The following is a 26,212-nucleotide window of genomic DNA, read 5'->3' as shown; positions in this document are numbered from 1 at the left end:
ATGCCTTACGAATTTTTCAAAAAAATATTTTTCGTTTTTTTGATGTCTCTTTTTGTTTTGATTCCGGCTCAGGAAAATTCCGGGATCAGTATGGAAATCCGCAATGAATCGAATGCGGATAAGGCTAATATTATAGATCTTATTTTAGTTTTAAAGAATGAAGGAAGCAACTCTTTCAAAGGAAAGGTTGAAATTAATACTCCAAAAGGTTTCAGGAATATTTCAGGAAGCAAAATTGAAGCTGACCTGCCACCCGGCAACCATCTTTTTTTACCGGTAAAAATATTAGTCAGCAATAATGCCGGTTCGGGAGATGCTGAAATGGTTTTCAATCTGACAGACGAAAAGAACAACCTGGTTTCAAAAAAAGAAATCGCTTATCATGTAGCAGAAAACAACAGTATGCGTCTCGTGACGGAAAGCCCTGTGATTTACATGAATAAAGCAAATGACTCTATTGAGGTAAGGACAAGGGTTTCCAATCTTGGGAACAGAAAACAAAACATAACGGTAGTATTTAAAATTCCGGAAGCTTCCCAGGAAAATATTTTTGTAGAGAAAAAAGGAAGCATCGGAGTTCAGAAAGATTCAGTATTTACTTTCCGTTTTATGCCTTCGGGAGCAATGCTTAAAAGTCCTCAGTTTACCGTTACTGTTGCCGGCTTCAGAGAACCTGATAAGGAAATATTCGGGAGCACCTCTGTTTCCGTTCAGAACACCTCCTCTACCCAGCATTATCAGGATATTCAATTCAATCCTTTTTCAAATCTATCCAAAAACAGCATTACAGCAAGCTACATGCATGTGGGTGAAAATCTCGATATGTATCAGCTGGCAGGATCCGGAGGGTTTAATTTACCTTCAGGGTATGTTTCAATCAGGGGGAATATGTATACGATGAACAATCAAAGCGATCCTATTGTCAATAATACCTATATTTCTTACCACCGCGAGAACAGTGAATTTACCCTCGGAAATATCAATAAACTTTTAGAATTATCTCTTTTCGGACGGGGTGCAGAATATGCTTTTACTTCTTCCGATAAAGATAAAAAGGTGGAAGTAGGCTTTGTTGACCAGACTTTTAGCCTGATCGAAAGAAACTCGTTTTTAAAATACGGCTACGGTTTTTATGCTAAAGGTACGCTTGGTGCTCAAAATGCTTCCCGTAATATTTCCGGGACTTATATTTTCAGAAATGATCCTTATGATAAGGCAAAACACAATTTGCTGGGAACAGATATGCAGTATTCATTCAATAAAGACTGGAAAGTGAATACCAAAATATACGGCGGGCTCAGTTTCTATGAAAGTAATAATGTCACAAAGCCCTCTTTAGCCCTGGAATCTCAATATTCAGGGATGATCAATAAGATTAGCCTGAATGGAAATTACTTTTACAGTACAGATTATTATCCCGGAAACCGGAGAGGAATATTACAGATCCAGCAGAATTTTTCTACCAATATTTTCAAAGACCATTATGTATATGCCAATGTAGTTATCTCTAACTTCTCACCGAAGTTTTATTTTTATAATAATGACCTGAAATCAAACAGCATAAGATTTGATACGGGAATTAATTTTCCTAAAAAAGGTAATTTCGGGTTGGGTATCGGTTATCAGTACCAGGAAGAAAACTCCAATACCTACAATAATTTTTTCATAGCCCCCGGTAATCAGGAGGCTAAACAGCTAAAGGCACAGAGACTCACAGAATATATGACCTGGTCCAGCCCTGATAAAAAGCACTCAGCAATAATGGGAATAGAAACCGGCTTAGTAAATTATCCGGATATTGACAGACCTCAATATCAAATGAAAATCACCGGAAGCTATAATTATAAATGGTTTAATTTAACTTCCATTTATCAGTACGGAAGCTATTTTCTTTCTGAGTACGCCTTTTCCAGAATGCTTAATAAGAATACGGCTTATGAAAAACTTTCCGTTTCTGCTTTTGTAAATAAAAACTTTTTTGACAAGAAAATAAATGTAACAACAGGATTATCTTATACGGATGATGTATTATATGGGAAATCTCCTTCCGGATTTATTAACCTGAAATATTCGAAAGAACGTTATGGGATTTATCTGAATTCTTCCTGGTTTAATTATTCTTCAAACAATTTCAGCAACAATCTTTTTACCGTTGAAGCAGGGGTTACCTTAAACCTGCAGCCCAACACGCTGAACCCTGGAAAAAAAGGCGATATAAAAGCGCTCGTATTTTATGATCATAACAATAATAATGTATATGATGAAGGAGACAAAGAAGCAGAAAATTACCTGATCATGCTCAATAATATTTCTTTTAAAACCAATAAGGAAGGAAATATTATATACAAATCAGTTCCTTTCGGAAAATATGTTTTAAAACAGGTAATCCAACAGGGATGGTATTATGATGAGGCTGAATTTGAAGTTCAAAAGCACTCCTATTTCTTACAAATCCCGCTTCACCAAAACGGAACCGCTCAGGGAAAAGTCATTTATGATTTTGATGCCAAAACAGCTCTGGAATTCAATCCTAAAATCGGGGGGATTATTTTTAATATTTATAAAGACGATATATTCTTAAAACGTATCGTTACTGATGATAATGGTGAGTTCATTTCTTTCCTGGAATCGGGGAATTATAAGATTGAGCTTAACGAGAATTCGCTATCAGCCAATACATACAGCGAACGCACTGCTTCCGGCTTTAAAGTAGAGGCAGGAAAAATAATAAATATTGAACCATTTATTATCAAAGTAAAAGAAAAGAAAATCAGGGTAAAGAAATACGGAAACTAATCCTGTCGCTTCACATTCATTATTCATTTACATCTGAATATGCATTCCCATGATAGTATTTTATCCCTTTCTGCGGATAAATCTAAACCTCCCAAAACCCCAATGAATAAAAATTGAAATATATGCAAAACATATACATTATGTTCAATATATATTTAAATAATTATCTATATTTTTACAAAACAACGAATATAATTTAATTAAAGCGTAATGTCATGACTGTAAGCAATAAAGATAAAATTATTCGCAAGATGAACATATTCTTAGGAATATTAATATTAGATATTTTTCTAACTGTAGCCGGTTTTATTCTAAAATCATTCATTGATGAAAGTTTCAGATGGCCATTATTTTTTTTCTCACTTGCACTGGGGCTGTTCATCATAATCCAGCTTATCAATTTGAGAATCTTCCACTTTGAGAATTCGGGGGCTATTTTTTCCATTAAACGCTATCATCCTTTAAAAAGTAATGTTGCATTCCCTGTTGTTGAATACCCAGTCAACATGTTACGTACCTTAAAAAAAGAACGCTTTTTATTTTCAGATTTCATTATCATAGAAGTACATTCAAAGAAAAAAAACAAATTGATCCGTTTTAGTATCAAAGTTTCATCTTTTAGTGAAAGGGATTACAGGAGGATGAGAAATTCTTTTCAATAACTTAATCTCAACATATCATTCTAATTTTCAAATAATTATAATTTCACAATCCGTTGAAAACAGGGTTGAATTTATTACAGAATATGTATAATCTTTTTAATTAAAGGACTGCTTATAGCTCAAAGGGGTTATATTCATTTTCTTTTTGAATAATTTGTTGAAAGACTGTGAATGCTCGAACCCGAGATAATAAGCGATCTCCGCTACAGAATAATTGGTGGTTGTAAGATATTCTTTTGCTTTTTCAATCAGTTTTTCATGAATATGCTGTTGAGCATTTTGTCCTGTGATATTACGGAGCATATCACTTAGATAATGCGGTGACAGATTCAGTTCTGAAGCCAGAAACTCTACAGTGGGAAGGCCTTTATTTAAAGCTTCCTGCTTATTGAAATAATCTTCCAGCAGAAATTCCATTTTAGAGAGCAGATCACTATTCACCGTTTTCCGGGTGATAAACTGACGCTTATAAAACCGGTTACTGTAATTCAACAGCACCTCAATATAAGATATAATAACATCCTGGCTGATCTCATCAATCGCAGTTTCCAATTCTCCCTGAATATTTGCTAATAATCCCACAACAAGGGTTTTCTCTTTGTCTGATAAATGCAATGCTTCATTCGTGTCATAAGAAAAGAACCCATATTTTTTAATGCTTTTCATCAATGGATAATTCCTTATAAAATCGGGATGAATTAACAGGGTGTATCCGTGATATTCAGCTTCTTCGTCCGCAGACAGTATCTGATTGGGAGCTGTAAACATCATTCCGCCTTCATTAAAATCATAATAACCCTGCCCGTACCCCATTTTACCGTTCTCAGAAAATTTGTATGAGATTTTGTAAAAATCAAGAATAAAATTCCGTTTAAACATCTCTTTGTTAACACTCATTTGGGTGTTGTCTACAAGACTAATGAGTGGGTGAAGAGGTTTCGGAAGCCTTAACATATTATGAAGCTCCGATATGGATGAAATCTTTAAAGGGACGTTGTCTTTCTTTTCCATGATATAAAAATATGAAAATTAGTCAGGAATTATAAATTATAAGTTATGAGTTATGAGTTATGAGTTAAGATTCGGAGTATGAAATAAAATCCACAACTTCTGATCGACTTTAAACTTTAAACTCATAATTCATAACTCATAACTTATAACTCTATTAAATAAACTGTTTTCCTAATTGTTCTCTGAACACCTCGTCACCAAGTTCAAGACGCTGTGCATACAATTCTTTTGCATCTTCTCCGGCAACATATCTTAGCTGTTTTTTGCCGTCTGTAGCCGCTTCATATACTACCTCAGCAATAAGTTCCGGTGTTGAAGCACCTTCCATCATACTTTCCGTATTTGAAAACATGGTATTGATCATTGATTCATATTCCGGCTGGGTTCCCATATCCAAAGAACGGCTTATAAAATCTGTTTTAATCCCGCCCGGAGAAACTGTTTTGATATTTACTCCGAAGGTATTGAGTTCAAAAGCAAGACTTTCACTCCATCCTTCCAGTGCCCATTTTGTGGCATGATAAGTTGATCCTAGAGGGAATGCAATCAATCCGCCGATAGAAGTAGTTGTGATAAACATCCCGCTTTTTCTTTCTCTGAAATAAGGGATAAAGGCCTGAGTTACTCGGATAACTCCTAATAAGTTGGTATTTAACTGTTTTACAATCTGGTCATCGGTTAAGGCTTCCAAAGGACCGATCAGACCGTATCCCGCATTATTGAAAACCAGGTCAATACTGCTGAGCTCAAGTGCTTTTTTTACAGTAGACTGAATCTGCTCCGGGTTGGTTACATCCAATGGAAGTAAGGTTACGTTTTCCAACTGTCCAAGTTCGGTTTCAGCTTCCGGGTTTCTCATTGTGGCAATAACGTTCCAGCCTCTGTTTTGAAATAATTTTGCGGTAGCTTTTCCTAGTCCTGTAGATGCACCTGTTATAAAAATTGTTTTCATTTTTTTGATGTATTTAAAATTACAGGACAAAGGTCAGTATTAGCAAAAAGGAAGGAGTTGCCAAAACGGATAAAGATGTATCCAAAATGGAATAGGGAGAAAATATGACATTTTATTTTAGATTGAGAGTATGACGGATGCCATTTTATTGCATTAAATAGAAGATCATTGAAATTCTTTTCCGAATTTTCTGAAGTTCTGTAACTTGGGTAAAGCCTGAACTTTTATGATACTTTTATTTTTCTTCACCGTCTTTTCCGAACCTAAAGTTTTAGTTTCTTCAGTCTTAATTCCGGTCAGGAGATTGAAATCTGTTTCTATGGTTGTGTTTTTGCCATCCCAGAAAGATTTTAACAAATGGATCAGTTCAAAACTTCCGTTTTTATATTTGAAGATATGCTGAGACTGTCCGTCTTTTATATCTGATATCATGATCAAATTTCCATCTTCAATAGAGAAATTGGGAATCTGATTCTCAGTATGCTTTCCATTTTTCCCGGATGGATATTGAGGTTCAATGATGTTGGTTGAAGATAAAACGGTTTTCAGTTTTCTACCTGATTGGCCAAAGAAGACCTCTAATTTTAAAGGCACAACGGAAGCTGCAGTATCCATACTTACAATAATTTTATCTGTAAGGCCATCGTTATTCAAATCTCCCTCTTCTTCTCTTACTTTTACAGTAAAGCTGTCTTTTATTTTATCCTGTGAATAAACATTGATTTCTATTAAAAGTAAAAGTATCAGCAAAAGTTTTTTCATAGTAAACGTAAATTAGATATGGCAAGTTATAAAGACTATTCCGGAAACTCACAGAAAAAAATATTTTTTTAACCTATCTTTATCATCCCGGTTATAGCCAAATAAAAACCGGTAAGGTTTCGCCTCACCGGTTTAAAAAAAACAAAAATTGATATGGATATGATTAGATATGTGTTTGTTTTGGTGAGACAAATTTATATTTATTTAGACTTAATAAAAATAATCTACCTGATGATATTTATCAGTCTATCGTTAATTTATTTTCTACAGTGAATAAAATACAATTAACAATCTAAAAATCAACTTATTGAATAAAATATTATCCTGATAAAAATAAAGCCACTTGATCGTAGTGGCTTTAATATTGATTAAATTAAAATATTCATCATATCGGGGGAATCATTAAGGTAAGATTCATAATACCCCAATTTTTTCATCCTTTCTAAAAGCTCTTTAAAATCAGAATAAGAAGCAATTTCTATCCCTACAATAGCAGAGGCTGTTTCACGGGAATTTCTTTTGGTATATTCAAAAAAAGTAATGTCATCTGACTTTCCGAGAACATTCAGAACAAATTCTTTAAGTGATCCCGGACGTTGCGGAAACCTGACAATAAAATAATGCTTCAATCCTTTATAAAGCATTGCCCGTTCTTTTATTTCTTCTGTTCTGGTAATATCATTATTACTTCCACTGGCAATACAGACTACATTTTTCCCGGATATTCTGTCTTTATACTGATCCAGTGCGGCAATAGCAAGAGCTCCGGCAGGTTCCAGAACCATTGCATCTTTGTTGTAGAGTTCCAGTAACGTCTCACAGACCTTCCCTTCATCTACGGCAATGCACTCGTGAATATCGTCTTTGCAGATATCAAAATTAAGATCACCGACTTTCTGAACGGCAGCTCCGTCTACAAATTTATCAATATGAGTCAGCTGCGTATTGATTCCTGCTTCAATAGAGGCTTTCATTGAAGCTGCACCTTTAGGTTCCACAACGATGATCTTCGTTTCAGGAGACAGGACTGAAAAAACGGTTACAATACCGGCAGCCAATCCGCCACCGCCTAAAGGCACAAAAACAAAATCAATTTTTTCTTCTGCCTGTTCCAGGATCTCCATTGCTAAAGTAGCCTGGCCTTCAATAATCTGAATATCATCAAAAGGATGGATAAAAGCTGCTCCGGAATCTTCACTGTACTGTATCGCTGCCTGTTTTGAATCATCAAAAGTATCGCCGATGAGTTGTATTTCAACAAAGCTTCCGCCAAACATAGCTACCTGTTCCAGTTTTTGTTTCGGTGTTGTAACCGGCATAAAAACAGTCCCGGGAATTTTGAGCTTATTGCAGGCGAATGCAACTCCCTGCGCATGATTTCCCGCACTGGCACATACAATTCCACTTTTCAGTTCATTTTTTGCATACAGATTATAGATTTTGTTATAAGCTCCTCTGATCTTATAGGAACGTACAGGCTGCATATCTTCCCTTTTAAGGAATATATCCGCTGAAAACTGATCTGAAAGTCGCCGGCTTTTTTGTAATGGTGTTGTATTGATGATATCTTCCAGGGTTTTCCGGGCAGTTTTCACCGAATCCAATGATGGAAAGTTCAGGGTTTTATTTTTCATATTCATACGCTCTGTCCGGACGCAGTGACCTTACGACTTTTCCGGCTTGCCATAATTCACTGTTTCTCAATTCTTCAAGTTCCTTATTCAGTCCTTCCCTATAATTTTCTTTGCTGTTGCTGGAAATAGACTTCTGTGATTCATTACCTTCTTTTACACTTCCATATAATTCTTCAAATACGGGTTTAGTAGCATCATAAAATTTCTTCCACCAGTCTAAAGCACCTCTCTGGGCTGTTGTAGAGCAATTGGCATACATCCAGTCCATCCCGTTTTCAGCGACAAGAGGCATTAAAGACTGAGTTAATTCTTCCACCGTCTCATTAAATGCTTCGGAAGGGGAATGCCCCTGAGCTCTTAAAACTTCAAACTGAGCGGCAAAAAGCCCTTGTATCGCACCCATTAAAGTTCCTCTCTCTCCTACCAGATCACTGTAAACTTCTTTTTTAAAATTGGTTTCAAACAGGTATCCGCTTCCTACGGCAATTCCCAACGCCGTTACTTTATCTTTGGCCTTTCCTGTTGCATCCTGATGGATTGCATAGCTGCTGTTCAGTCCTTTTCCTTCAACAAAAAGCCTTCTTAAAGAAGTTCCCGAACCTTTAGGAGCTACTAAAACGACATCTATATCTTTGGGTGGTATAATATTCGTCTGATGGTTGTAGGTGATCCCGAAACCGTGTGAAAAATATAATGTTTTTCCCGGGGTAAGCTGTTTTTCCAATACCGGCCAGAATTCGATCTGTGCGGCATCACTTAATAAGTAACAAAGAATACTTCCTTTTTGTGCTGCTTCTTCCAGCTCAAAAAGGGTTTCACCGGGAACAAAGCCATCCTCTACTGCCTTATCCCAGCTTTTAGAATTTTTACGCTGTCCAACAATTACATTAATCCCATTATCTTTAAGATTAAGAGCCTGTCCCGGCCCCTGAATACCATATCCCAATACTGCTACGGTTTCATCTTTCAGAACTTCCCTGGCTTTTTCTACCGGAAATTCATCTCTTGTGATTACGTTTTCTTCTACTCCTGCAAATTTAATTAATGCCATAATTTTGTATTTAATTGTTAATATTTTCAACCTTTCTAAAGGCTATTTTATAGATTGGATCTGTGTTCATTTTTTTATTGATAAGCTGTTTTTTCGAGTGCCTTTAATTTTTTATGAAAGCCTCCGTTTGATTTGATCACCGCTACTCTTCCGCTTCTTATAAATTCTATAAGGCCGTGTGGCTCGAGAAGCTCCTGAAAGCTGTCTATCTCCTCATGATGTCCGACAATGGTAAATACCGTATAATCATTTCTTATGCTGACAATCGTAGCTCCATAACGCCTCAATATCCTTTCTACATAAAACTTTTCTGAAACAACATTGGTTTTCAGTTTAAAAAGGGCTAACTCCTGCCAGACAATTTCTTCATTGGTGTTATAGTAGACTTTAATTACTTCAACTAATTTCTGAATCTGCCTTGATACTTTTCTCACGGTTTCTTCCTCAATATTCACGACAATGGTAAATCTTGAAATGCTCTCGATCTCTGTTGGAGATACGTTCAGGCTGTCAATATTGATTCCCCTTCTGGAAAAAACCATGGCTATTTTTGTAAGCAGTCCTACCTGATTTTCGGTAAAGACACTTATGGTATATTCTTGTTTGTTCATTTTAAAAAGATTTTATTTTAAACGGATTTCACTGATGCTGCAACCCTGAGGTACCATAGGAAAAACGTTATTTTCCCGTCCTACCTTAATTTCAAGAAGGTAAGATCCTTCTGTATTGAGCATTTCTTCCAGTGAAGATTTTAGAAATGCTCTGTCTGTTACATGCTTTCCTTTGATACCATACGCTTCTGAAACAGCTGGGAAATCAGGACTTGTAATGTCTACAAAAGAATACCGCTTGTCATGAAACAGCTCCTGCCACTGACGAACCATACCCAAAAAGGAATTATTGAGGATAATCATTTTGACCCCGATATTAAACTGGGCAATCGTTCCCAGCTCCTGAATATTCATCTGGAATCCACCGTCTCCGGCAATGCAGATGACATGCTTATCAGGATTGGCCATTTTTGCACCTATTGCAGCAGGTAAACCAAAACCCATTGTTCCCAGTCCGCCGGAGGTTATATTCCTTTTTGATGCCTTAAACTCTGCATACCTGCAGGAAATCATCTGGTGTTGTCCTACATCAGTACAGATGATATATTCACCATTCGTAATTTCGTTCAGGTATTTAAGCACTTCGGCCATTGTAAGCTCGTCCGTTGTGGGATTAAGCTCTTTTTCAATAACTTCTTCATGCTCTTCGTACTGAAGTTTTTTAAACCGGCTCAGCCAATCATCATGAGTATTCTCATTCAACATTGGAGTGAGCAGCGAAAGTGTTTCTTTACAATCGCCTAAAACGGGAACATCAGCTTTTACATTTTTATCAATTTCTGCAAGATCAATATCAAAATGGATTACTTTTGCCTGCTTTGCATATTGGTCAAGCTTTCCGGTAACACGGTCATCAAAGCGCATTCCTACTGCAATCAATACATCGCACTCATTGGTTAATTTATTGGGTGCATAATGGCCATGCATTCCCAACATGCCAACATATAACGGATGTTCTGTAGAAAGAGCTCCCAGCCCCAGTGCTGTAGATGCAGCCGGAATTCCGGTTTTTTCAACCATCTTTTTCAGCTCTTCTTCAGCATTCCCGATAATGACACCCTGCCCGAATAACAGAAATGGTTTTTTAGCGTTATTGATAAGTAGTGCTGCCTGTTCTATATATTCGTTTCTGATATCTGGTTTAGGACGATACGAGCGTATTGACTGACAAATTTCATAGCCTGAAAAATCGATTTCCTGGAGCTGTGCATTTTTAGTAATATCAATTAAAACAGGCCCCGGCCGGCCGGATTTTGCAATATAAAATGCTTTTGCCAGTATCTTTGGAATGTCTTCTGCATCAGTAACCTGGCAATTCCATTTTGTAACAGGAGCAGTAACGTTTATGATATCCACTTCCTGAAAAGCATCAGATCCTAAAAGTGAAGCATATACCTGTCCGGTAATGCATATCAAGGGCGTACTGTCAATCATGGCATCGGCAAGCCCCGTGATAAGATTGGTAGCTCCCGGACCACTGGTCGCAATAACGACTCCGATATTTTCGGAAGATCTTGAATATCCCTGTGCTGCATGAATTGCTCCCTGCTCGTGCCTTACTAATATATGCTGCAGAACATCTTTATAATCATACAATGCATCATAGATCGGGATGACGGCTCCACCCGGGTATCCAAATACCGTTTTTACATTTTCTTCTTTAAAAATTTCAAGAACCACTTCTGCTCCCTTCAATTTTTTCGTCCGGAAAACAGGTTTATTTTCTTTTAATGTATTTAATGCTGGCTTCATTTTTTCTAATTTAAAAATCTGTTATACATCCCTGAGAAGCGTCTGAAACGAGTTTTGCATATTTATATAAAACACCGCTTTTCACTTTATAATCCGGTTTTTTAAATCCTGATTTCCTTTCTTCCAACTCATTTTCTGTTATCATAAGGTTGATGGTATTTTTTTCAGCATCAATTTCAATGATGTCACCGTTTTTCACGAGACCTATCAATCCGCCTTCAAAAGCTTCCGGAGTAATGTGTCCCACCACAAAGCCATGAGTTCCTCCTGAAAAACGTCCGTCGGTAATTAAAGCAACATTTTTCCCTAATCCTGAGCCCATTAATGCGGAAGTAGGCTTTAACATTTCCGGCATTCCGGGGGCTCCTTTCGGGCCTTCATTTTTGATGACCACCACATCGCCATCGCTGATCATTTTATCTTCTATGCCTTTGATAAACTCTTTTTCACCGTCAAAAACGATTGCTTTACCTTTAAAAAAGCTTCCTTCTTTTCCTGTAATTTTTGCAACACATCCTTTTTCTGCCAGGTTTCCGTACATAATCCTGATGTGCCCTGTTTCTTTAATGGGATCATTAATATTTCGGATGATGTTTTGTTCTCTGTCTATAACTGAAGTGACATTCATAAGGTTTTCAGCCATTGTTTTTCCGGTCACGGTAAGGCAGTCTCCGTGAAGAAGTCCAAGATCCAGCATATACCGCATCACCGCCGGAACACCGCCTGCCTGGTGAAGATCATTCATCAGATATTTCCCGCTTGGTTTCAGATCTGCCAACAAAGGTGTGGTATCACTTATTCTCTGAAAATCATCCAGGCTTAAATGATAGCCTATGCTTTTCGCTATGGCTATAAAATGAAGGACCGCATTTGTACTTCCACCCAAAACCATAATAATTCTTAAGGCATTTTCGAAAGCTTTCGGGGTCATGATATCGGAAGGTTTGATATCTTTTTCCAGTAATATTTTTATGTAATGTCCGGCAAAGAGACATTCTTCTTTCTTTTCTTTGCTTAGTGCAGGATAAGATGATGAGTATGGTAAGCTCATTCCCAACGCTTCAATAGCAGATGCCATGGTATTCGCAGTATACATTCCGCCGCAGGCTCCGGCACTCGGGCAGGAATTTTTTATAATCCCTTCATAGTCTTCATCTGAAAGCTTTCCTGCAATTTTATTTCCCAATGCTTCAAAAGCAGAAACAATATTGAGATCATTTCCTTTGTAGTGGCCGGCTTCTATACTTCCACCGTATACCATGATAGAAGGACGGTTGAGCCTGGCCATCGCCATTATTGATCCCGGCATATTTTTATCACATCCGGGAACGGTAATCAGGCCATCATAATATTGCCCCGCACATACCGTTTCAATGCTATCGGCTATAATATCCCGGCTCACCAGTGAATATCGCATTCCATCAGTACCATTCGTCATTCCGTCACTGATTCCTATGGTATGAAACATCAATCCTACAAGGTTTTGTTCATTTACCCCTGTCTTCACAAGCTGGGCAAGACCGTTCAGATGCATATTGCAGGTATTTCCGTCATAGCCCATACTTGCCACTCCGATCTGAGCCTTTTCAAAATCTTCTTTCTGAAACCCTATCCCATAAAACATGGCCTGAGTTGCAGGCTGTGTAGGATCCTGGGTAAGTGTTCTGGAATATTTATTAAGGGGTTTACACATATTGCAACTGATTTTTCAGGTAAGTATAATCTTCATCCAAAACAAGATGCCTGTAAGCTTGTTGTACCAATGCAGAAGTGCTTTTCTTCCATTCAAGTTGAAAGGGAACTTCATCCAGGGATTCCAGAGCCACTATTTCTGCAGCTGTACCACAAAAAAATGCCGCATCAGCACCTTTCATTTCTTCGGGTTTGAATCGTTTTTCCTCGTATTCTATCCCTAACTGATCACATATCTCGAAAACAGTCGCTCTTGTGATCCCCGGCAGGATACTGCCTTTTTCGGGTGTGTACAGTTTTGAATCTTTTTCATAAAAAACATTGGCTCCCGAACTTTCCGCAACATTCCTGTATTCATCTAAAAGTAATGCTTCATTAAAACCTTTTTCCTTCGCTTCCTGGGATGCTAAAATAGAATTTACATAATGCCCGCTGACTTTAGCTTCTATCTTAAATGCTTTAGGATTGGGCCGTTCAAAAGAAGACGTCATTACTCTCAATCCTTCAGATAAATAACCGTTGTCCCAATTCCATGCTTCTATAACCAAAAAGCTTTTCAGTCCTTTTGAAAGAGCCATATTGGGTGAACAGATAACAAGCGGCCTGATGTAAGCATTGCTTAAATTATTCATTTCCAAAAGTTCATAAGTGATCTCAATCATTTCCGGTGTGGTGTAATCAAAAGGCATCATCATCAGTTCAGCAGATTTTCTGAGCCTGTCATAATGTTCTTCCGCTTTGAAAATTTTGGTTCCGTTTTGGGTTTTATAGGCTTTAATTCCTTCAAACACAGCATATCCATAGTGAAGGGATTGCCCGTAGAGATCGGTGGAAGCTTTTGTAGCTTTTAAAAACTTTCCGTCGTAGTAAAGAATACTTTTTTCGTTGTAATACATACTTGTCTTTATAAGATTTTTCGGTTAAACTCAATAAAAAAAGCCATCCTCTGATGAGAATGGCTTCATTTATTTGAAATATATTTTTGCTAACTTTCAACAATGCCACTGCTCATCACCGGGGATCCGATAATGACAAGAATGACAGTAATAATATTGTTGAATGTTTTATTCATTTTTGATTTTTGATGAGACAAATGTATCAATTTTTTTCAATTAAAAAAATATTTTAAAGTTTTTTTGCAAAATAATCAAAGAATCGTAGTTTATGTTCTTGTCAGCTGATCCAGTTTTTTCAGAAGTGCAGGGATTCTATAGGAACCATGCATCCGTTCTATTTTGGGAATCAGTGTGTCTACATCAATCCCTTTTGCAGTAAGGAACAGGGGTGTTTTGCTTTCACCTCTGTAAATGCTTCTCCTTTGAGAATCCGGGGATGAAAATTCATTTTTTGCGATCCCTATCACCGGATATTTTTGACCTAAAGCTTCATAAAGATGACCACTCAAACCAATTTTGCCATCATTATTCAGGGTAACGTAACCGTCAACGATAATGCTATCCCCTTCTTTAAGCTCAATTTTGTTCAATAAACTCAGGATACATGGTAATTCTCTTTTATAAAATTCGCCGCTTTGATATCCGGATGTAATTTCTGTTTTTTCGCTGAAAATATCAGTTTCTTTCTCAGAACTCCAGTCTTCAAAAGCAATACAGATTGTATTAGCATAATCATCGTAATAGTAGGTATCAAAAGCGTAAATCATCTTCGGTTATTTATTAAAAACTCACCGAAATGCCATAAAATCCCGGACGGATCATGTACGAAGCATTCTTTTCCCCAATCCAACGTTCTGACAGGGCTGAGTTTTACTTTTTCGTATTTTTCAGGAAGGTTTAAAGATAAAAGCTCCTGCCAGAATTCTTCAGCATTCTCAACTTCCATGAAAAGCATCGTATTGTCAATCCAGTCTTTCACATAAGCATCCTGAAGATAGAACGCTATTTCCTGTTTTTTGAACAGTGATAAATTATATTGTAAAATAATTTCTTCAAATCCCAGATCACTATAGAAGTTTCTGCTGATCTCAAAGTTTTCAGCGCCTATAAAAGGTCTTAATGATTTTAGATTCTGTTTCATTTCTCTCTGTTTTTCCCAGTGAATATAATACATTTCAAATTTAATTTCTCCAGCCGGATTTTCTGTAAAATGTCTCAGCTCTTGTGCCGGGTGCTGTTCCCAGCCAACGGTATCTTTTGTCTGCTCAAAATACCAGTCAAGCATAATATCATGTAACTTCCTTCCTATTCCCTGTTTTTCAAAACCGGGATGTAAAAATAAAGCCCAGATATTGTTTCTTGAAGATCAACGATGGCGAATCCTGCTATCCGGCGATCAATTTCGCAAACCAAGCATTTCCCTCTTTCAAATAAAACGCTTTACAATCCCGGTCGGTGACCAAAGAAGGATCAGAGAGTGTATTTTCTTTCACAGAATTTCTTACAAACTGTATTTGCGGGATGTCTTCATGCCTGGCTTCACGGATTATCATACTATTTAATTAAGACTTTAATAAAAGCCTATAAGATATTATTTCTTACAGGCTTATTTATTTTTATTTAATCGAAAAGGTACTGAGTTATTTTTAATAATTGGAATTTAACCAACTATTTTTTATCAACAACAATTCTTTCCGGTCTGTTAGCGATCTCCCAGGCTGTTGCAAAAACCAATTGGGTTCTTTTCTGTAACAAAGCATAGTCGATTTTTTCAACATCATCAGTAGGTTTGTGATAATCTTCATGAATTCCATCAAAGAAAAATGCTACCGGAACATTGTTTTTTGCAAAATTATAGTGGTCTGATCTGTAATACAATCTTTGAGGATCTGCAGGATCATCATATTTGTAATTAAGTTCCAGATTGTTGGTTCTCTTATTAGCTGCTTCATTGATTACTTTCAATTGTGAGCTTAACATTTCTGAACCAATCACATATACATACTGTTTTCCTCTGTTTTCAGGATCATCACGGCCGATCATATCGATGTTAAGATCAACTACAGTATTCGCTAATGGAAATACAGGGTTATCTGTATAGAATTCAGATCCGAACAGGCCATGCTCCTCTCCGGTTACATGAAGGAACAGAATTGATCTTTTAGGTCCGTTCCCTGCTTTTTTGGCAGCCTGAAAAGCTTTTGCAATTTCCATTACTCCTACCGTTCCGCTACCGTCATCATCTGCTCCGTTATAAACAACTCCGTTTCTTGTTCCTACATGATCATAATGCGCGGATACCACAATGATTTCATCGGGTTTTTCACTTCCTTCTATGAACGCAAGGATGTTTTCTGAATCCGGAAGGTTACCACCGCCTCTTTTTTTCATAAAATCAGCCGGAACTTTCTGATAGTAAGATCCAAGTGATTTAGGATAAGAGATTCCTAAGGTTTTATAAAAATTAATCATATACTCTCCTGCTTTTTTCTGTCCGGGACTTCCGGTATCTCTGCCACCCATTTCATCAGAAGCAATTACATATAGATTTTTCTTTAAATCTTCTGCGCTAATGGTCTGGTAAGCAGCCTGAAATGCTTTTTCAGCTTTAGATGAAATTTTTGGAGATGAATCCGTAGTGCTTTTCCCGTCGTTAACTACTTTAGCAGTTCCACAGCTTGCCAATACAGCAACAGAAAATAGTGGAATAAGTATTTTTCTCATTATAAAATTATTTCCTTAAAAATAACAAAATTTATTTAACCTGTAACAGATTCTAATTTTTCCTATATTTGGTATAAATGCAAAATGCATGGAAAATATTTACGGATTCAATCATTATTCATTTTTTACTGAAATGTCTGAGCTTGCCTCGACACACAACAGTTATGACCTTTCATTAGGCCTTCCGGATTTTACCATTGATGAACGCTTAAAATATTTCCTTAAAGAATCCGCAGATGCTATTCACCATAATTATGAGCCCATTGCTGGAAACCCTCTGCTGATCAGCAATATTATCCAATTCAACTTAAAAAGGAAAAACAAAATTTCCCTGAAAGAAAATGAAATAACGATTGTTCCCTGTGCAACCTTTGCTTTATATACTTCCCTTAAATGCATTTTAAATCAAGGTGATGAAGTTATCATTATTCAGCCATCTTATTATACTTACGGACCTTCTGTAGTTCTTAACGGCGGAGTTCCGGTGTATTATGATCTTGACAATGATTTTGTGATAAACTGGGAAAAACTTCAAAATTGCATTTCAGAAAAAACTAAAGCTATTATTGTGAATTCTCCGCAAAACCCCACCGGAAAAATATGGGATCAATCGGATTGGAATCAACTGTATGAGCTAATTAAAGACCGCGAAATTTATCTGATTTCAGAAGAGATTTATGATACGTATTGTTATGATGGTATAGAACATTACAGCTCATTCATCCATCCTGAACTAAGAAAAAGGACATTTTGTATTTTTTCTTTCGGTAAAATGTTCCATTCTACAGGCTGGAAAGTAAGTTATTTATTAACACCCGAGGAACTGACCCCTAAATTCAGATGCCATCAGCAATATATTTCCTATAGTGCCAATGCCCCGGCTCAATATGCGGTAGCCAAATACCTTGAAATTTTTGATCCTTCTGAAAACCAGCAATTGATGCAGCATAAAAGGGATATTTTCAATAAACTGATCATTGATACTCCGTTACAAACAGAACAAAAATCTCAGGGAAGTGTTTTTCAGGTTGTTAATTTCAGGAATGTTTCCAAAACGATGACTGATGTAGAATTCTCAAGATGGCTTACAATTGAGAAAAAGGTGGCCTGTCTTCCGCTTTCCGCATTTTATAATTCGAGGCAGGATTCTGATTATATCCGGTTTAGCTTTGCTAAGAAAGATGAAGTGATTATACAGGCATTGGAGCATTTGAGAAAGAATCTATAGATTATATCGTTAATCGCAAAGATGTGAAATTATTATTGAGTTTTGTTTAAGGCGCAAGGATTTTATCTGTCATAAAATTGAATATATTCTATTTTCTTTCAACGAATATTAATTTCTTATGCTAATTTTTTTTGTATTCCTTTGATTTACTTCAACAAAAAAAGCACCGCGTTTCAGCGGTGCTTTAATATTATATTTTAGATTTTTATAAAGAAAGGACTCTTACGTCGATTCTTCTGTTTTTAGCTTTACATTCATCTGTATCATTGGCCTCACATACCGGGAATTTGGAACCGTAGCCTTCAGTTTCAATTCTGTCTGCAGAGATTCCCATTTCCAATAGTTTTAACTTGGCGGTCTGGGCTCTTAAATTTGACAGTTTCTGATTGCTTTCTTCATTTCCTGTATTATCGGTATAGCCACCTAATTTAATTTTCAAACCCGGGTAAGCATTTAAAATTTCGGCCAGATTATTTAATTCCACTTCAGAACCTGCTTTTAAATCACTTGAACCGGTTTCAAAATAAAGATTTTCAATGGTGTACCAGTTGTCCGGATTTAAAATGGCAGAGTTTTTTTCTTTAACTCCATTAAGCAAACGATACAGCTGGCTTCCTGCACCCAGAGAGATTGTTTTCCCGCCGTTCAGTTTAATTTCCTGAATCGTTCCGGTTTCATATACAAAATCTCCTGTTTCATTTAAATGGCCTTTGATCTCCTGTGTTGTTGAAGGCTCAGCTACAGGCATATTTTCGCTTCCGGAATGAATTCCGGTCATTCCTGTAAGGCTTTCAATTTTAGCTTTTCTATTGGCATCAATTTTATCTTTATGTAAAGTAGCCAGAGTAGGCGCAATAACCAAAGAAACAATTGACATCAGCTTAATAAGAATATTCATTGATGGCCCCGAAGTATCTTTAAACGGATCTCCCACCGTATCACCTGTGACCGATGCTTTGTGAGGTTCAGATCCTTTATAATAGGTTTTTCCGTTGATATCTACTCCTTTTTCAAAGGATTTTTTAGCGTTGTCCCAGGCTCCGCCGGCGTTATTCTGGAACATTCCCATTAAAACACCACTTACGGTAGCTCCTGCTAAAAATCCACCCAATACTTCCGGTCCGAAGATAAATCCGATCAGAAGCGGTGAAATAATGGCAATAGCTCCAGGAAGCATCATTTTTTTTATGGATGCATCAGTAGAAATGGCTACACATTTTTCATATTCCGGCTCTGCTTTTCCTTCTAAAATTCCCGGGATTTCACGGAACTGCCTTCTTACTTCCTCTACCATTGCCATCGCAGCCTGTCCTACAGCGGTAATCGCTAAAGATGAGAAGATAAACGGGATCATTCCACCTACAAACAGACCGGCTAAAACATCGGCTCTGTAAATATCAATACCATCAATGCCTGCAATTCCTACGAAAGCTGCAAATAATGCTAAGGCAGTTAAAGCTGCAGAGGCAATGGCAAACCCTTTTCCGGTAGCTGCTGTTGTATTTCCTACTGCATCCAGGATATCTGTTTTTTCACGAACTTCTTTCGGAAGTTCACTCATTTCTGCAATTCCACCGGCATTATCTGCAATCGGCCCGAAAGCATCAATGGCAAGCTGCATGGCGGTAGTTGCCATCATTCCTGCAGCTGCAATAGCCACTCCGTATAATCCGGCACATAAGTAAGATCCGTAAATTCCGCCTGCTAAAACAATAATCGGAAGCAAGGTAGATTCCATCCCAACGGCAAGACCGCCGATAATATTTGTTGCATGGCCTGTAGAAGACTGTCTCACAATACTTGAAACCGGTCTTTTCCCCATCGCTGTATAATATTCCGTAATAATACTCATCAGGGTACCTACAACCAAACCAACCATAATGGCTCCGAAAACACCCATTTTAGAGAATTCATGGCCTCTTAAAACCATTTTATCCGGAAGAATATAAGTGACCAGAAAATAAGATGCGATCGCAGTGATCACGATACTGCCCCAGTTTCCAAGGTTTAAAGCATTCTGAACGCTTGAAGTCGAGCTGCCTTCGTTATCATTGATTCTAACAAATAAAGTTCCTATAATTGAAAAGATAATTCCTGTTCCTGCAATAAGCATTGGTAAAAGGATCGGTGCAAACCCACCGAATGAATCTACAGAGACTGTTTCCCGTCCTAAAACCATGGTTGCTAAGACAGTAGCTACATAAGATCCGAAAAGGTCGGCTCCCATTCCTGCTACATCTCCTACATTATCTCCTACATTATCAGCAATCGTAGCCGGATTTCTTGGATCATCCTCAGGAATTCCCGCTTCCACTTTTCCTACAAGGTCTGCTCCCACGTCAGCTGCTTTTGTGTAAATACCACCTCCTACTCTTGCAAATAAGGCAATAGATTCGGCCCCAAGGGAAAATCCTGTCAGAATCTCGATAGTTCTTTCCATTTCATGGGAATCTACTGTAGCATCGGGAGCAAAAATCTGCTTCAGAACAATAAAAAGAGTTCCTAATCCTAAAACCGCTAATCCGGCAACTCCCATTCCCATTACGGTACCACCTGTAAAGGAAACTTTCAGTGCTTTTGAAAGAGATGTTCTGGCTGCTTCGGCAGTTCTTACATTGGCTTTCGTGGCAATTTTCATTCCTATAAAGCCGGCCAATGCTGAAAATACAGCTCCTACAGCGAACGCAATCCCTATACTCCAATGCGAGTTTGAATTACTCATTCCCATTACAGCCAATAAAATGGCTACAATAACTACAAAATAGGCTAAAACCTTGTACTCGGCCTTTAGAAAAGCCATTGCACCGTCAGCAATATGTCCGCTGATCGTTTTCATTTTTTCATTTCCGGCGTTCTGCTTATTTACCCAGTTACTTTGCAAAAAGGTATACAATAAAGCTACAACCCCGAAAATTGGTACTAACACAAATAGGTCCATAGTTTAATATTTTTTTGATAATAGAGAACTAAATATAATAAATAATTCTCATCAAAATATTAAAAAAATTACACCCTTACGAAATCAATCTTCATCAATCACCGTTTATTCTAAACAAAAAGGATAAATGAAATCTCATTTATCCTTTATTTATCATTGATGGAAGCATTTTATCCGCCGAACTTTTCAGCGTAATCTTTTTGTGCCGCCTTGATCACTTTTTTAGCATGTTCAACACCATAAACTTCCTGAATTCTGCATTTTGCAGGCTCGTCCGGTAAGTTTTTATAGGTTAAAAAGTAGTGCATCAATCTTTTTACTTCTGCTTCAGGCAATTCTGTAATATCTCTGAAATGTCCGAAAGCATGGTCACCCACCATTACGGCAACGATTTTATCATCAGCTTCACCACCGTCAATCATCTTGAAACCACCGATTGGAATAGCTTCCATCAGCATACCACCCGAATGAATATTATGTGAGCTTAAAACACAGATATCCAATGGGTCATGATCTCCCATCGTAACGTCATCTGCACCTCTTTCTATAGCCAGTTTCATCACTTCATTATGACAATATGTTCTCGGAACGAATCCGTATAGTGCGGGAATAATATTTGAGAATTTTTGAGGTCTGTCCACCTTTAAATATCCAGTTTCTTTATCCACTTCATATTTAATAGTATCTGAAGGAACGATTTCCACAAATACATTGACAACATTTGGCGCATCTTCTCCTGCAGAAATTCCATGCCATGGATGTGCTTTAAAATTTGGAATCATTATTTATTTTTTATTTTTAGTTAAGCTATTATTAAAATTTCTCTTCTCAGGTCTTCTATCGTTATAGCGATATAGTCTTCTCCATTCATATAATTCATGATGAAAACCGTTTTAAACTCATCCAGCTCGGGGCTGTTGCTAAAACTTTCATATGTTGTATGCAGCAAATCTATAACAGCATTCTTGGAATCAACAATATTTTTCCATGAATTTTTTGTTAAATAAAGTTGTTGGGAAGAATTATATTCAAACTCTTCATTGATCGTTTTTTCAGTCAGGAAAATAAACTCGTGAGCAGCCAGATTTTTGTCAAATTTCAGAATAAGGTTTGAAGGCTTTATCCTTTCCAGAAAAAGGGTCATTCTTTCGTAAGAATGAGTCTTGTTTTCAGAATTTGATTTTACGGAAAGAAGATTTATTTCCTTATTCTTAAGTTTAATGTAGGTATGTACAAACTGTCTCAGCAAAACCAAAAAGGGAATTGCAATTATTAATGCAAAAGCATAGGGTAAATATCCTGAAAAACTAGTCATAATTCGATGTGCAAAATTACTAATAATTTGCTATTCACTGTGCACGTTTGAAGTTTTAATTTTTATTTTTTTACAGAAACCTGGCTTTTCCATATAAATACTATTAATTTGCAGTATTAATCTGTGCAAAAGAAAATAATGTCTTTAAAAAACTATCTGTCAAAACTGTCTTTCAGTTCCGAAATGAGTGCTAATCTGAAAACTTTCACAGCATTTATCGTTAATACAAAAAGATACAGTTCAAGGTTTAAAAAAAACAATCTTGACCTCAATAATAGGGAAACTTTCGTTTATCAGTTTAAAAAGGCAAAAAGAAAATTTGATCTTTATTTAAGAACATTTAAAGGTGACATTGATATTTTTTATGAAATATTCTGGAAGAATGCCTATGATAAACATCTGAAGCTTTTAAAAAAGAATCCGGAAATCATTGTAGACCTCGGAGCTCATATCGGCATGACATCGATTTATTTTGCGTTGAAATATCCCGATGTAAAAATATATTCCATAGAAGCTTCCCCGGAAAATTTTGAACTTCTGAAAGCCAATACGGCTTCTTTTAAAAATATTACCTGCTTCCATGCAGCGGCCCATTTTGAAGATGGAAGTGTAAATTTTGGTACACAGGAGCTGTCTTACAACCAGAAAGTATCTGAATCGGGAACTCCTGTACAGGCATTATCCGTTGAAACATTTATGAAAAATAACCATATTCAACAGATAGATTTGCTGAAAATCGATATTGAAGGCGCAGAAGCAGATCTTCTTAGCAAAAATAATTCGTGGCTTCAAAATATTGAAAATATAATTATTGAAATACATGCTCCATATGATTCAAAAAAGCTGAGCCGGGATCTGGAGCCTTTTCAATTGAAAATAAAACAGGAAGAAGGTGATGTTTTATTTGCCGGAAAAGAATAAACAGAAAAGCTACGAGAATTTCGTAGCTTTTTATTTTTACAGTTCAAAAAGAGCAGGTCTTTGGGTAACTTCATGATAACAAATACTGTTTTCATCAAAGAAATGGTATACGAGGCTTTTTCTTGTCCTGTTTTTATCAAGATGTGGCTCTCCGCCATGCAGGATATTGGCATGCCAGATCAAAAGATCTCCTTTTCTGGCTTTGAAAATTTCCTTTTTCAATCCCAGTTCTTTTACTTTATTTTCGAGAAACTCCTCATAGGCTTTATAGCTTTTCTTGCCTATTCTTAAAGCATCTCCTTCATTATCATAATCTGAGTTTAAAAAATAAGGCAGCTTATGGCTTCCGGGAATGTAATGAAGGGCTCCGTTATTTTCATCTACATCTTCTAAGGCAATCCAAACTCCTAGAAGTCCGCCTAAAGGATAAGTAGTCATATGAATACTGTCGGAATGTGTTTTTTGCTGGCTTCCATTGATAAAGTTAATACTTTGGAAAAGTTTGGCCTGCCCGTCCAGCAATATGGAAAGAAATTCCAGCAGATTTTTATCGTCCCCTATACTTTTAATAATTTCGGAATGGTGAATGGCAAACATCAGTTTTCCATTGTAACGGAATTTTAAAGTGCCGTCAGTCATTAATGTATGAATTTCACTATTGATGCTATCTACAGTATCATCATCCAGATAGTTTTTTAAAATCAGATATCCGTTATCATTGTAGTTGATGACGCTTTCTCTGTTTTCTTCGGATAAATTTTTATAAAAGGCTGTATTTGCAAGCTTACTTTCATCTATCGTTCGTTCTGTATACGGAAGGTGTGAAAAATCCTTACTTGAAATACTTGAAAAATAACTTTTATTGATTCCTAATTTTTTATACAACGGAATATTGTGTTTTAACTTTTTCCTGTTGAAAAAATTATAAACCATATAAGGCAATTTATAATTACGGATTTGCTTTAGCATAGCTTGATTACATTAATAAATGACTTTATAAATTTATGAAATAATATTCTGATTAGAATTAATCTAAACAATATTAACCAAAAGTTATCTTAATGATTGAATTTTCCCTTTTATAATAAACCGTACAAAGTTTTGTATCAGTATTTTCATAGAATTTTCCAAGACTGCATAGGGCTTCAGTTCCGGACGAAAACCTCTGAAAAATTCTTCAATATTCGGCAATTCCCCACCTTCAAAATCAAAGATTTTTGTTTCTATATTTTCTTTAATAGAACGATCGATAAGAGCTGAAGCTCCGGAAATTTTCACATATTCTTTATCGTTGAATGTGCCCAATAAGGCGACTGTCCGACTATCATTGTAAGTGACAATAAGATTGATTAGGGTATTCTGATAATAAAAGGCTAAAAATTCAAGACTTTTAAGTTCATAAAATTTTTCAAAAATATGAATAAAACCTTCAATATCATCATCTTTGTCAGCCCCCAGAATATTTGCTTCTATAAAACCTTTGGCTTCACTGAAACTTATGCTTTTGATCTCTGAGTTTTTAATAACGTCTTGGTTAAGCCTTAGTTTTCGTTTTCTTTTCGGTGAATATCTTGCTGATACTTTTTCATAGGAACCAAGGAAAATAAGAAAATTCTTTCTTTGTGGTAAAGATGACTGAAATTGATTCGCATCATTAAACTTGTAGACCCTTATCAGATAATTTTTTTGCAGAAATTCTAAAAAGATTTCATTGATTCCTGGATCATCTTTTTCTGAAAATATACCCAATTGCTGACACAACATCGGGCTGTGAACAATTTTAAAACCATATTTTTTCACATACGGAACCGGCATTACCGCTTCATAATCATTGTAAACCAATAATTCCCAGTGTTTGTTTGAAGTCACATCTAAAAAAGACCTGGATGCCGAATATTTCCTTTGTTCAGATTTCTCCAGGCATTCCGTATATTTTTTAAAGTCAATCTCGTTGTATTGTAATCTCCTAATCATATTAATCCTTCATCCGAAAAACTCAGGTATGAGTTCTGTGTTATAATCAAGTGGTCTAAAAGCTGAATGTTCATCAGCTTACCTGCTTCTTTAATTCTTTGGGTGACAGACATATCTTCACGGCTCGGTTTAAGGCTTCCTGAAGGATGATTGTGTGCAATAATGATTCCCGTTGCAAAGTGATCCAAAGCGGTTTTAAAAAGGATACGGATGTCAACAATAGACTGACTGATTCCGCCATGGGTAAGCTGGGAAATAAGAATAACTTTATTACTCTGATTAAGAAAAACTCCCCAAAATTCTTCTGTTCTCAGATCAGACAACTGGCCTTCAAGTATTTTATAGGCATCATTACTGTTTGAAATCACAATTTTATCGGGAATATCCTGTCCGATCCTTCTCCGTCCTATTTCCAGGGCTGTTGCAATAGAGAGAGCTTTTACTTTCCCTACTCCTTTAAATTTCATTAATTCTTTTATTGAAAGTAAGCTCAGCTCATTCCAGTTATGATCCACAGAAGCTAAAATCCTTCTTGCCAGCTCTAAAGCAGATTCTTCTTTGTTACCGCTTCCCATTACAATGGCTAAAAGTTCAGAATCAGAAAGTGAGTTCTTACCTTTTGATAAAAATTTTTCCCGAGGTCTGTCATCTTTGGCAAGAAACTTTATAGACATGAATTTTGAATTATAAGTTAAAGGCTAAAAGATAAGAATTTTTAATAGAAGGCATACAAAATAATCGGTTTTTGAGATTGATCAATATACTTCGCTGTCTGATTAAAGGCATTGAAAGAAAGCATCGGACAACCTAAGCTTAAACAAGCCGGGTTTTGAGATTCTTTATCAGGGATACAACCGTAAGAATGAAGAACAATAGCTCTCTGCATAGCGTTACTGTTACTCATTTCCAGACCGTTTAAACGGTAAGATTTTCCAAATTTTCCTATATAGCTTTCACGGATCTCAAATTTTCCTAAAGAAGACTGGTATGATCCCTCTGTATTGCTGAATACAAGCTTGTTTGAATTTTTTAATACGGATCCGGAACCATGAGAAACAATAGCTTTCTGCAATACCTTATTATTTTTCAGATCGTATACAAAGTATCGGTAATTTCCGGAATGAATTTTAAAATTGATAAATACCGCCAGATTCTGATTATAGCTTTTTCCTTTCAGAAAATTTTTGATCTCAGTAACTCTGGATTCCGGTAAAATTGAAGCATTTTGTGACTTCAGACCACAAAAAAGAATCAGGAATAAAAAAGAGAAAATAATTTTTTTTATCATCAAAA

General features: G+C 36.5%; 24 protein-coding genes. 4 read left to right on the top strand and 20 right to left on the bottom strand.

The features are described from left to right. Together AB8P06_RS10275 and AB8P06_RS10270 are read left to right on the top strand one after the other, a co-directional pair. On the top strand, nt 1–2,796 hold the full coding sequence (locus AB8P06_RS10275; protein ID WP_369841159.1) for a COG1470 family protein: 2,796 nt from the start codon (nt 1–3) through the stop codon (nt 2,794–2,796). 215 nt (nt 2,797–3,011) lie between these two features. Further along, on the top strand, nt 3,012–3,458 hold the full coding sequence (locus AB8P06_RS10270) for a hypothetical protein (protein WP_369841156.1): 447 nt from the start codon (nt 3,012–3,014) through the stop codon (nt 3,456–3,458). Between the two features lie 96 nt (nt 3,459–3,554). On the opposite strand, the gene AB8P06_RS10265 is transcribed toward AB8P06_RS10270, so the two are convergent. From AB8P06_RS10265 to AB8P06_RS10205, 13 genes are all read right to left on the bottom strand, one after another. Then, on the bottom strand, nt 3,555–4,469 hold the full coding sequence (locus tag AB8P06_RS10265; RefSeq protein WP_369841154.1) for a helix-turn-helix domain-containing protein: 915 nt from the start codon (nt 4,467–4,469) through the stop codon (nt 3,555–3,557). A 154-nt stretch (nt 4,470–4,623) separates the two neighbouring features. Next, on the bottom strand, nt 4,624–5,421 hold the full coding sequence (locus AB8P06_RS10260; protein ID WP_369841152.1) for an SDR family oxidoreductase: 798 nt from the start codon (nt 5,419–5,421) through the stop codon (nt 4,624–4,626). Nucleotides 5,422–5,586: 165 nt separating this feature from the next. Next, complete coding sequence (locus AB8P06_RS10255) at nt 5,587–6,183, bottom strand: hypothetical protein (protein WP_369841149.1); 597 nt, start codon at nt 6,181–6,183, stop codon at nt 5,587–5,589. Between the two features lie 368 nt (nt 6,184–6,551). Beyond that, a complete protein-coding gene (gene ilvA / locus AB8P06_RS10250; protein WP_369841146.1) occupies nt 6,552–7,823 on the bottom strand; it encodes a threonine ammonia-lyase IlvA in 1,272 nt (423 codons plus the stop codon). After that, nucleotides 7,807–8,868: a ketol-acid reductoisomerase gene (gene ilvC, locus AB8P06_RS10245; protein WP_369841143.1), complete on the bottom strand. Its 1,062-nt coding sequence runs from the start codon at nt 8,866–8,868 to the stop codon at nt 7,807–7,809. The genes ilvA and ilvC overlap by 17 nt, the downstream gene beginning before the upstream one ends. A gap of 74 nt (nt 8,869–8,942) precedes the next feature. Next, complete coding sequence (gene ilvN, locus AB8P06_RS10240; RefSeq protein ID WP_369841140.1) at nt 8,943–9,479, bottom strand: acetolactate synthase small subunit; 537 nt, start codon at nt 9,477–9,479, stop codon at nt 8,943–8,945. A gap of 12 nt (nt 9,480–9,491) precedes the next feature. Beyond that, nucleotides 9,492–11,231, bottom strand: a complete 1,740-nt coding sequence (gene ilvB / locus AB8P06_RS10235; protein WP_369841137.1) for a biosynthetic-type acetolactate synthase large subunit — start codon at nt 11,229–11,231, stop codon at nt 9,492–9,494. A gap of 10 nt (nt 11,232–11,241) precedes the next feature. After that, entirely contained in the window at nt 11,242–12,924 is a 1,683-nt protein-coding gene (gene ilvD / locus AB8P06_RS10230) for a dihydroxy-acid dehydratase (protein WP_369841134.1), read from the bottom strand. Continuing rightward, nucleotides 12,917–13,819, bottom strand: a complete 903-nt coding sequence (gene ilvE / locus AB8P06_RS10225) for a branched-chain-amino-acid transaminase (RefSeq protein ID WP_369841131.1) — start codon at nt 13,817–13,819, stop codon at nt 12,917–12,919. Before ilvE ends, ilvD begins: the two co-directional genes overlap by 8 nt. Nucleotides 13,820–14,085: 266 nt before the next feature. Beyond that, entirely contained in the window at nt 14,086–14,586 is a 501-nt protein-coding gene (locus AB8P06_RS10220) for an endonuclease V (RefSeq protein WP_369841128.1), read from the bottom strand. Continuing rightward, complete coding sequence (locus AB8P06_RS10215) at nt 14,583–15,104, bottom strand: VOC family protein (RefSeq protein ID WP_369841125.1); 522 nt, start codon at nt 15,102–15,104, stop codon at nt 14,583–14,585. Before AB8P06_RS10215 ends, AB8P06_RS10220 begins: the two co-directional genes overlap by 4 nt. Nucleotides 15,105–15,204: 100 nt before the next feature. Next, nucleotides 15,205–15,372, bottom strand: coding sequence for a hypothetical protein (locus tag AB8P06_RS10210; RefSeq protein WP_369841122.1), 168 nt, complete (start codon nt 15,370–15,372; stop codon nt 15,205–15,207). Nucleotides 15,373–15,487: 115 nt separating this feature from the next. Then, the gene (locus AB8P06_RS10205; protein WP_369841120.1) at nt 15,488–16,543 is read right to left on the bottom strand and encodes a M28 family metallopeptidase; all 1,056 of its coding nucleotides are present in this window, start codon (nt 16,541–16,543) and stop codon (nt 15,488–15,490) included. Between the two features lie 88 nt (nt 16,544–16,631). Between AB8P06_RS10205 and AB8P06_RS10200 the strand changes: the two genes are divergently transcribed. Then, nucleotides 16,632–17,771 carry an aminotransferase class I/II-fold pyridoxal phosphate-dependent enzyme gene (locus tag AB8P06_RS10200; RefSeq protein WP_369841117.1) on the top strand — a complete coding sequence of 380 codons (1,140 nt, stop codon included), beginning with the start codon at nt 16,632–16,634 and terminating at the stop codon, nt 17,769–17,771. A gap of 205 nt (nt 17,772–17,976) precedes the next feature. On the opposite strand, the gene AB8P06_RS10195 is transcribed toward AB8P06_RS10200, so the two are convergent. The 3 genes from AB8P06_RS10195 to AB8P06_RS10185 form a co-directional block, all read right to left on the bottom strand. After that, the gene (locus AB8P06_RS10195; RefSeq protein WP_369841114.1) at nt 17,977–20,709 is read right to left on the bottom strand and encodes a sodium-translocating pyrophosphatase; all 2,733 of its coding nucleotides are present in this window, start codon (nt 20,707–20,709) and stop codon (nt 17,977–17,979) included. A 170-nt stretch (nt 20,710–20,879) separates the two neighbouring features. Then, nucleotides 20,880–21,491 carry an inorganic pyrophosphatase gene (locus AB8P06_RS10190; RefSeq protein ID WP_007846438.1) on the bottom strand — a complete coding sequence of 204 codons (612 nt, stop codon included), beginning with the start codon at nt 21,489–21,491 and terminating at the stop codon, nt 20,880–20,882. A 20-nt stretch (nt 21,492–21,511) separates the two neighbouring features. Next, on the bottom strand, nt 21,512–22,024 hold the full coding sequence (locus AB8P06_RS10185; protein WP_369841111.1) for a DUF7935 family protein: 513 nt from the start codon (nt 22,022–22,024) through the stop codon (nt 21,512–21,514). Nucleotides 22,025–22,162: 138 nt separating this feature from the next. Here AB8P06_RS10185 and AB8P06_RS10180 point away from each other — a divergent pair, with 138 nt between their 5' ends. Then, nucleotides 22,163–22,945 carry an FkbM family methyltransferase gene (locus AB8P06_RS10180; protein WP_369841109.1) on the top strand — a complete coding sequence of 261 codons (783 nt, stop codon included), beginning with the start codon at nt 22,163–22,165 and terminating at the stop codon, nt 22,943–22,945. Nucleotides 22,946–22,981: 36 nt separating this feature from the next. Here the strand turns inward: AB8P06_RS10180 and AB8P06_RS10175 are convergent, their stop codons facing one another. From AB8P06_RS10175 to AB8P06_RS10160, 4 genes are all read right to left on the bottom strand, one after another. Next, the gene (locus AB8P06_RS10175) at nt 22,982–23,878 is read right to left on the bottom strand and encodes a phytanoyl-CoA dioxygenase family protein (RefSeq protein WP_369841106.1); all 897 of its coding nucleotides are present in this window, start codon (nt 23,876–23,878) and stop codon (nt 22,982–22,984) included. A 120-nt stretch (nt 23,879–23,998) separates the two neighbouring features. Then, entirely contained in the window at nt 23,999–24,919 is a 921-nt protein-coding gene (locus tag AB8P06_RS10170) for a hypothetical protein (RefSeq protein ID WP_369841103.1), read from the bottom strand. After that, the gene (gene radC, locus AB8P06_RS10165) at nt 24,916–25,593 is read right to left on the bottom strand and encodes a RadC family protein (RefSeq protein ID WP_369841100.1); all 678 of its coding nucleotides are present in this window, start codon (nt 25,591–25,593) and stop codon (nt 24,916–24,918) included. Before radC ends, AB8P06_RS10170 begins: the two co-directional genes overlap by 4 nt. Nucleotides 25,594–25,634: 41 nt before the next feature. Then, nucleotides 25,635–26,207, bottom strand: a complete 573-nt coding sequence (locus AB8P06_RS10160; RefSeq protein ID WP_369841098.1) for a murein L,D-transpeptidase catalytic domain-containing protein — start codon at nt 26,205–26,207, stop codon at nt 25,635–25,637. Nucleotides 26,208–26,212: the final 5 nt, after the last annotated feature.

The organism is Chryseobacterium tongliaonense (assembly GCF_041224435.1).
GTDB classification, from domain to species: Bacteria; Bacteroidota; Bacteroidia; order Flavobacteriales; family Weeksellaceae; genus Chryseobacterium; species Chryseobacterium tongliaoense.
The sequence above is the reverse complement of the archived record's forward strand: the minus strand, read 5'-3'. Positions and strand labels throughout refer to the sequence as shown.